Below are 8,339 nucleotides of genomic sequence, written 5' to 3'. Positions count from 1 at the left end.
ATAAGTAAATATGCCAACGACAGCGCCAGCAATAAGGACAAAGACCAACACACGAGTAATCCCCTTTTTAAGATCAGCATTCTCTCCGAAGAAATGTCCTGCATTGAATAAGAATCCCACCAAGAATATCACTCCAAGGATAATGGGAAATATGGTTCGAATGGTATTTGAAATATCATTGACTGAATCTTCAATTCCACCAATCTGCGCCAATATGGTATTGGAAATCAGCAGGAATAATAGCGTGAAATAAGTTGCTCTTTTCATAACGGAACGGTTTAAATTTTTGATTCGTTTTCGTTAGTAAAAAAGTACAACTATTAAACACTTAAAATACTTATAATCAATTATTCGTGAATAAAATATAGCTTAAAATCAATTGCTACTATTTGATAATAAAATGACTTAAACTACAGGATTTTTGAGAAGCTATTTGTTGATATGTATGGATGCCGTATTTTTACAATTGGAAAAAAAGGACAATTTTGAGTGTACTAAACACAATCTTTTTATAAACAACCATAGAAATACGCATTGCAATCGATATACATGATCAAATAGCATCCTTACCAAAAGCAGCTGGTGTTTATTTTTTTTATAAAGGATATTTTAGCTACCTTTTTCAATAACAATCAACAAACATTATAGTATGGGAAGTCAACCGTAAAGCTCCTAGTAGATTCCCAATCAAACCCTATTGTAATTCTGGGCAGGTTTTGATTAACAGATTTTATTGATGAATGCAAATTTAAATCTTGCCGCCATTTAATTCAAAAATCATTTAGTATAACTCTCTAAGGAGTTAAACCGAGATCAATTAGTTAGTTTTAATGGTTTTAAAAGAATATCAAACGGGAATATTTATAGCTTCTTTCTCTCTTTTCCAATTTCTATGCTTAGATAATGCTTTAATAAAAACTTGTACGTTTTTGTTTATCAATATAGCTTCATCGTCTTTAAACAACTTAACATAAGTCTGATCCAAAAGCTCTTCTCCTTCGTCTGCTGTACCAATTGTCTTACAATGTTTCAGTGTTTCATTAATAAATTTTATAGCCTTTGCTTCTTCCATCAATGTTTTAATTGCTTCTTTTCCTCCTGGAACATACAGCGCATCATATAATACACTTTCAGTTGTAGATAAAAATGCATCTACATCATATTGGTTCTTTTTATTACATATAATTTTTCCGCCATGTGGAGCTATTAATGCTACTGTAGCATTTTTTTCTTCTAACAGTTTTCTTAATTCAACATAATCATCCCCATTGAATCCATTAGCAACTAGAATAGCTATTTTACATGTTGCTATATCATCTGAAGCAAGAAAAGTCTGACTTAGAGCCTTAGAAGTATCTAAATAATTCTTCTTTTTAGGAGGCTGCTGTTTATTAATATCTGCATTAGCTCCAATAGCCTGATTTATTGGGTGGTCTATATCTTTTGGAATTTCAAGTCCAAGTTGTTCTGCTACTCTTTCTGCTAATTGATTGTTGATTTGCTCAAGTAACCACAACATTCTTAATTTTATATGCTCATAGGTACACTTTCCTAATTCAAAAGCATATCCATTAATAACATGTTCTTTTTCCCAAGTTTCCAAACTTCGATAAAATAATGCTGGTTGTGAAAAATGATCATTAAAACTTTCGCTTCTACTACGAATTTTTTTTCCATCTACTCGCTCTTCATAATGAGAGAATCCTCCTTCAGCAATTTTTGAAAGATATGGACATCCTCCTCCAATAGAATTTGGAAAATAAGCAGTCTTCCCTTCATTAATTGTCATTCGCATATGAGCATCTCGTTGGTTGTTATGAACTTCATTAATTGGCCTGTTAATTGGTATTTCATGAAAATTAGGACTTCCTAGTCTTGACAATTGTGTATCGGTATAAGAAAATAAACGTCCCTGTAGCAATGGGTCATTAGTAAAGTCTATCCCAGGAACCAAATGTCCTGGATGAAATGCTACCTGCTCCGTTTCAGCAAAGAAATTACTTGGATTTCTATTGAGCACCAACTTTCCTATTCGTTTTACAGGAACCATTTCTTCAGGAATTAATTTTGTGGGATCTAGTAAGTCAAAATCAAATTTATTCTCGTCTTTTTCTGGTATCACTTGTATCCCTAATTCCCATTCTGGATAATTTCCAGCTTCAATGGCATCCCATAAATCTCTCCTATGAAAATCAGGATCAGCACCATGGATTTTTACTGCTTCATCCCAAGTAACCGACTTCACTCCCAGTTTAGGTTTCCAATGAAATTTCACAAAATGCGATTCACCCTTCACATTAACAAACCTAAAGGTGTGAATTCCAAACCCTTCCATCATTCGAAAACTACGTGGAATTGCTCTATCACTCATTAACCAAATATGATTATGTAGCGTTTCGGTAGTAAGAGATATAAAATCGTAAAAGGTATCATGAGCGGATGCTGCTTGTGGAATCTCTCTATTAGGTTCTGGTTTTACAGAGTGAATGAGGTCTGGAAATTTCATAGCATCTTGAATAAAAAATATAGGCATATTATTCCCAACCAAATCAAATATTCCTTCCTGTGTGTAAAATTTAACAGCAAATCCTCTAACATCTCTCGCCAAATCAACAGATCCTTTTGAGCCTGCAACCGTAGAAAACCTAACAAATACTGGCGTTTTTCTATTAGTATCTGTAAATATTTCTGCTTTGGTATATTTTTGCTGACTTTCATACAACTCAAAGTAACCATGAGCGCCACTTCCACGCGCATGGACAATTCTTTCTGGAATTCTTTCATGATCAAAATGAGTAATTTTCTCTCTTAAAATAAAATCTTCTAATAAAGACGGTCCGCGTTCACTTGCACTCAATGAGTTATTAGTGTCATTTACTTTTACACCTTGATTGGTAGTTAGGCGTTTGTTATTTGGGAGGTTCGTATTTTTATGGAGATCCTTAATTTTCTCAGTTTCTTTACTTTTCATTTGACTGTTTTTAAATGTTAATTCACATCATGATTTAGAACTTACATTTAAAATTATGAAATAACAGAAATTGAATTGATGCAATCAATTTAATTATTGCTTCATATAATTTATTAAACTACGTTAATAATAAACATAAAGAGCAGTTATTTACTTTGTGGTAGTATGAATCAAACTTTCTTTTACTATTTCTTGATATTGTTTAGGACTAAACCCGAATTTAATTTTAAAAATCTTAGAAAAATAACTCTTACTAGAAAATCCAACTTTATATACTATTTCTGATATTGTATATTCCCTTTCTTTAATCATTTCTTCAGCAATTTCCAATCTAATGTTTTTCACATAGTCCCCCACCGTTTTTTTATGAAGCATTTTAAACCCTTTTTGGAGTTTGGCTACTGAAATATTGTGTTGTTCTACTATTTTCTTTATAGAATGATGGCTTCTTGGATTGTTCCGAATTTCTAAAGCTATTTTATTTATTTTCTTAATTTCTAAATTAGAGAGATTGAAAGATCTGGAATTGGGTAAATGCCCATCGTATTGTTGAATAAATAAAGCTAATAGTAACTTTACTTGGCCTTCCATTAATAAATCTCTAACCATACCCTTTTCTGTGATATTATTTAAATTATTTATAACCTCAATTGCCTTGAAGTTGAATTCTCCAAAGTAAGCATACTGAGACTTATTATTTAGAAAATCTAAAATGGGGTGTAAGCTACCTTTAAAACAAGAATTAATATTCTCTTTTTTAGAATAAAAAAAAGGATTTATTTTAATTATAATGATTTCCAACGGATTATTGCTAGGCAAATTAAGCTTTATTTCATTGTTTCTAGCTTTGAGTATTGCCGTTTGTCTCTCATTAATTCTTTGGAGTTTATATTTAGAATATTCAGATTGATAAAGAAAATGTCCCTGATTACTGTATATAAAATACAAAGAAGATGATGCCTGAGAACTATTAATAGTGAGTGTAAGGTCATCTTTTAATGAGAAATTAAATTTAAAAAAACAGATAGAATCAGAATAGTTTTTTCCTTCACAAATTCCTTTTCCATAAGCTGATTCTATTTGGATATGAAATGGGTTATACTCATTAGTTATAGATGCATCTAACTGATTTAGAATTTCATTAAATACAGATGAAATACTAACATCATTAATATTTAAAAATTTCATTTTATAAAGTGTCTATTGCTTTTTAATAACTAAAATTCTATAAAAAGCAGCGTTCACCTTAACAAAATTCAACTGAATGTTAACAAAACTCAATTAAAAGTTATTTCTCTTAAAATAGGTGCTTCTAATAACTAATAATGTGTTATCTCAGGATTCATATGCATTAATAAAATAGTAATGGAATTTTTCTGCAAACCTATAACTCTTCTTAAAACTGGGTCAAAAGAATCTTGATAATCTTTTATAAAACGTTCTATTTCCTGAATGCAATATGCACTGTGTTTATTTACAAAACAGCTTTCTTTCTCCACCAATTTTATACATAACGATATATTCTCAATACTATCATAAATTCTTTTAAACGTTTCTGATTTAGCTTTATTAATTAATGTGTAATATTTTAAAGCTTCTTTTAATTGTTCTGTAGTAGTTATTAAATTATTTCGAAATGTTAAATCATCTTTACCCATTAGTTCTTAATTTAAACTTCAATTTAAAAACATACAATACTTTATATTATCTTAAAAAAAATTATTATTGATGCAAAAAATCAGAAGTCGATTTTTATATATTAGTATAGAACAATAAGTAGTATCTTTCTATTTCATTATATAATAGCCAAGATCCTATGCAAACGGTACAAGTAAAATCTATCCCAATCAATGAAGTAATAAAAGATATCGCAAAACTATTTGAAGTAGATTATCAGGAGTTTTGTGGAGAATACATGGTTGAAATCCCAACCTACATAGGGAAAGGTTTTATTAAAGGAATAAGCTTTGCAAGTGGTTTAGGTGTAATTTTTTATAACTGTACTTTCTTTGAAGACACAGAGATACAATTTAATATTGACTCTATTCACCCAGTTAAGTTTCTTTTTTGTACTGAAGGAACCGTATATCATAGATTTGATGGTCAGGATAAGGTTAATAAAATAGGAAAATTTCAAAATGCCATTGTTGCTAATAAGGGAAGAAAAGGACATATTATACAATTTAAAGCTAACCAGCCCATGCAAATGAATAGTTTGGAAATAATACGTTCTAAATTTCAAGATAGATTAATTTGTGATCTTGAGCATTTGGATGCGGATATATTAAAATTATTTCAAGATCAGCAGGGAAAGAATTTATTCTACTATGAGGGATATTACAGTTTGATTATCGCAAAATTATTTAATGAAATTGAAATGTTCTCTCAAGATCGTTTCTTATGGCATTTATTTATGGAAGGAAAAACGCATCTAATTTTAGTCCAACAAATTATTCAATATAAAGATGATTTGAATGAAGGAGAAAACAAAAGTATTTTAAGGCAATCTGATATTAAATTAATTCAAGAATCTTCAAAATATATTTATAATAATCTTAGTATTCTAGGTACTATTGAAGACATTGCTAAGGAGGTTGGGATGAGTTCAGGGAAATTACAAAGTGGTTTTAAGGAATTATTTGGTACAACTGTAAATGAATATATTCAGAATTCTAGACTTAAAGTTGCTATTACATTATTGGCTGAAACTGAGCTTTCATTATACGAAATTCAGGATAAAATAGGACTCTCTAGTAAAAGTTATTTTTCTAAAATATTCAAAGATTATTTCGGTATTTCTCCTTCAAAATTTAGGGAAGACAATAAAAATAAGCTCCTTCAAAATAGAAAAAGGTTAAGCAAATGATTCGAACTATTCAGGAACTTATAATACTATTTTTAATCTCCTGTGTTTGTACCAAATTAGTCTGGATCCTATCGAGTTGATTTTGTAATAAAGTCTCCGTTCTTTCAGGAAATTTTTCAGACTTAAGAATATTCTTATACTCTTGTAAGCTCGTTTCTTCTCCTCGAATAGCTTCTTTTAACATTGCTTCATCTGTATTCGAAGTAAAAAGGAGTTTAAAATCAACCCAACCCAAATGAATATCCTCTGAAATAGTACCACTAAATTCATATGACTCTCCATAATAGGTTAATTCGTCCTTCAATTCTTCAATAAAAGTTTTACGCCCTTGAGCTAAACTTTTAAAATATGCTTTTAGCAATTCATTTTCTGTATGATCAATAGCTCTTTGAAACCCATTTTGAGCATCAATATTCTTTACTAGAATACTGTTAAGGGACTCTGCTATTTGTTTAGACTTTGTATTCATAAGCTTAATTTTTATAACTATTAAAAATGAATTAATCTTGAATCATTATTTTATCTACAATTTCTTATGAGAATAATAAACTGCTATCATAATGGTATTCAAAATAAAAGAAACCCCATTAGTTAATATAATTGGCCAATCTTTACTTAAAATACCATACAATACCCATAACCCCAGCCCTGCAATTAGAATGATTAAAAATTTAGATGAAATGTCATGAACTTCTCTGGTTTTTATCACTTTTAATATTTGTGGAATTATAGCAATTGTAGTTAAAATACCAGCTATGCTACCTATAATTGTAGTCATTTTAATTAAAAGAAGTTAACATAATAATCAATTTAGGAAATGTTGAAATTAAGTTTCAATTTCTCTTGATAGTTCTTTGGACTACAATGATATTTTTCTTTAAAAATTTTAGAAAAATAACTTCTACTAGTAAAACCTATATCATAGACTATTTCAGAAATAGTACATTCCCTATTTTTAATCATTTCTTCGGCTAATTCTATCCGTAAATTTTTAATAAAATCCGCAACGGTTCTATCATGCATAATTTTAAATCCCTTTTGCAATTTAGATGGAGAAATAAAATATTGCGTTGTTAATTTCTTTATGGAATGGGATTTAGAAGGAAATTTTTTGATGTATTCTGAAATCTCTCTGACTTTTCTTAGTTCTGAATTTGTAAGCTCGAACACCGTGTCTTTATTTTGAACATCCCAAGTATATTGCTTAATAAGTAAAGCCAAAAGCAATTTTATTTGACCCTCTAAATATATTTTTTTTACAAAACCACTTACCTGTATGTTGTCTATTCTATTAAAATTTTCAGCTAATTTTAGGTTGTAACTCCCATAGTGTGTGTACCCTTCTATTGTATCAAAATTGGAATACATAAATTGAATATTCTCATCTAATATTTTTCCGAACTTTTCTTTTCTCAAATAAATAAGAGGATTTATCTTGATAAAGATTATCTCATTTAGCTGTTCTTTTTTAAAAATGAGTGTGACTCCTTTAGCTCCAGAATTAATAACTACTGTTTGATGCGGATGAATAGGTCTATAAAGATTATTATTTTTGTATTTATGTAAAAACTTACCCTTATTACAATATACAAAATAAAGAAACGAAGCTCTATAATTTGGTTGTAGGTGTACTATTATATCCTCTGATAAAGAAAGTTTGCATTTAATAAAAGAGATCGAATTTGAGTAACAACTCCCTTTAATTTCTCCAATATGATGATCGGAATTGGAAGAGAAACTAACAATCCCTTCTTCATTGGAAATCGTTCCTCCAATTTTACTTTTTATTTGAGAAAACACTTCTTCAAGACTATTATCCTTTATAATTATTTTTTTCATGGTTGGTTGAATTTATTAATTATAATAGTATAGTTACTTAATAGCTTAGGGAGCTTTTATAAAGTATCATTTCCACTTAAAATTAAATATTAATATACATAAAATGAGATAATTAACATTATTTAATATACTTTAATATTACTTTATGTTAACCTTAAAAAAATGGTAGTTGTTTAGAGTAAAAATGGCCAATAAAATTATTGACCATTTCTCTCATAATCTACAATACTTGTTAATGGACTGCCTTTTTATTTAATCTATTCTTAGCTATTTTATTTAAGGTTTCATCAGCATTGTTTTCTTCTTCCAATGTGTTGTAAAGTATTTCTGCTATTGAACCCATTCCCAATTCTTTAGCATAGCGAACAGCAGTTCCATACCCTGAGATTTCATAATGCTCTTCTCTTTGCGCTTCTGCAATTAAACCAACATTCATTACATCTTGGTCTGGTTTTTCTTCTATAAAGTCTTCGGCTTCTTTAATAAGCCCCTTCATAGCTTTACAAACTTCTCCCGAAGGATTATACACTACTCCCCATCTGTAAGACAGTTTAAATATATATCTAATTATTTATGATGCTATTCTTTTTGTATTATAAATTTGATCAGGTGGTACTTTTCCTATTTCAGTATGCCTTCTTTTGGTGTTATAGAATTCAATAT

9 protein-coding genes are annotated in these 8,339 nt (G+C 29.3%); 1 reads left to right on the top strand and 8 read right to left on the bottom strand.

The window, feature by feature from the left end; translation table 11 throughout:
- From AC13CQ_RS01190 to AC13CQ_RS01175, 4 genes are all read right to left on the bottom strand, one after another.
- The coding region (locus tag AC13CQ_RS01190) for a hypothetical protein (protein WP_482882633.1) at positions 1 to 267 on the bottom strand (267 nt) is incomplete at its 3' end.
- Positions 268 to 847: 580 nt separating this feature from the next.
- Positions 848 to 2,971 carry a catalase gene (locus tag AC13CQ_RS01185; protein WP_474507400.1) on the bottom strand — a complete coding sequence of 708 codons (2,124 nt, stop codon included), beginning with the start codon at positions 2,969 to 2,971 and terminating at the stop codon, positions 848 to 850.
- Positions 2,972 to 3,121: 150 nt separating this feature from the next.
- Positions 3,122 to 4,159, bottom strand: coding sequence for a helix-turn-helix domain-containing protein (locus AC13CQ_RS01180; RefSeq protein WP_474507401.1), 1,038 nt, complete (start codon positions 4,157 to 4,159; stop codon positions 3,122 to 3,124).
- A gap of 131 nt (positions 4,160 to 4,290) precedes the next feature.
- The gene (locus AC13CQ_RS01175; RefSeq protein WP_474507402.1) at positions 4,291 to 4,629 is read right to left on the bottom strand and encodes a hypothetical protein; all 339 of its coding nucleotides are present in this window, start codon (positions 4,627 to 4,629) and stop codon (positions 4,291 to 4,293) included.
- 158 nt (positions 4,630 to 4,787) lie between these two features.
- Between AC13CQ_RS01175 and AC13CQ_RS01170 the strand changes: the two genes are divergently transcribed.
- On the top strand, positions 4,788 to 5,837 hold the full coding sequence (locus tag AC13CQ_RS01170) for a helix-turn-helix domain-containing protein (protein WP_474507403.1): 1,050 nt from the start codon (positions 4,788 to 4,790) through the stop codon (positions 5,835 to 5,837).
- Positions 5,838 to 5,847: 10 nt separating this feature from the next.
- On the opposite strand, the gene AC13CQ_RS01165 is transcribed toward AC13CQ_RS01170, so the two are convergent.
- From AC13CQ_RS01165 to AC13CQ_RS01150, 4 genes are all read right to left on the bottom strand, one after another.
- Positions 5,848 to 6,306 carry a ferritin-like domain-containing protein gene (locus AC13CQ_RS01165; RefSeq protein ID WP_335588007.1) on the bottom strand — a complete coding sequence of 153 codons (459 nt, stop codon included), beginning with the start codon at positions 6,304 to 6,306 and terminating at the stop codon, positions 5,848 to 5,850.
- Positions 6,307 to 6,360: 54 nt separating this feature from the next.
- Positions 6,361 to 6,615 (bottom strand): SemiSWEET transporter, encoded by a 255-nt coding sequence (locus AC13CQ_RS01160; protein ID WP_474507404.1) that lies wholly within the window; start codon positions 6,613 to 6,615, stop codon positions 6,361 to 6,363.
- Positions 6,616 to 6,647: 32 nt separating this feature from the next.
- Entirely contained in the window at positions 6,648 to 7,676 is a 1,029-nt protein-coding gene (locus AC13CQ_RS01155) for a helix-turn-helix domain-containing protein (protein WP_474507405.1), read from the bottom strand.
- 232 nt (positions 7,677 to 7,908) lie between these two features.
- Positions 7,909 to 8,205 carry a DUF892 family protein gene (locus AC13CQ_RS01150; protein WP_482882678.1) on the bottom strand — a complete coding sequence of 99 codons (297 nt, stop codon included), beginning with the start codon at positions 8,203 to 8,205 and terminating at the stop codon, positions 7,909 to 7,911.
- Between the last annotated feature and the right edge of the window lie 134 nt (positions 8,206 to 8,339).

It is taken from the genome of Galbibacter sp. L-19 (genome assembly GCF_056857615.1).
The sequence above is the reverse complement of the archived record's forward strand: the minus strand, read 5'-3'. Positions and strand labels throughout refer to the sequence as shown.

What these genes read in the sequence shown, in the direction of transcription:
- AC13CQ_RS01155 (WP_474507405.1), bottom strand. Translation starts at nt 7,676, where the DNA reads ATGAAAAAAATAATTATAAAGGATAATAGTCTTGAAGAAGTGTTTTCT.
- AC13CQ_RS01180 (WP_474507401.1), bottom strand. Translation starts at nt 4,159, where the DNA reads ATGAAATTTTTAAATATTAATGATGTTAGTATTTCATCTGTATTTAAT.
- AC13CQ_RS01160 (WP_474507404.1), bottom strand. Translation starts at nt 6,615, where the DNA reads ATGACTACAATTATAGGTAGCATAGCTGGTATTTTAACTACAATTGCT.
- AC13CQ_RS01165 (WP_335588007.1), bottom strand. Translation starts at nt 6,306, where the DNA reads ATGAATACAAAGTCTAAACAAATAGCAGAGTCCCTTAACAGTATTCTA.
- AC13CQ_RS01170 (WP_474507403.1), top strand. Translation starts at nt 4,788, where the DNA reads ATGCAAACGGTACAAGTAAAATCTATCCCAATCAATGAAGTAATAAAA.
- AC13CQ_RS01185 (WP_474507400.1), bottom strand. Translation starts at nt 2,971, where the DNA reads ATGAAAAGTAAAGAAACTGAGAAAATTAAGGATCTCCATAAAAATACG.
- AC13CQ_RS01175 (WP_474507402.1), bottom strand. Translation starts at nt 4,629, where the DNA reads ATGGGTAAAGATGATTTAACATTTCGAAATAATTTAATAACTACTACA.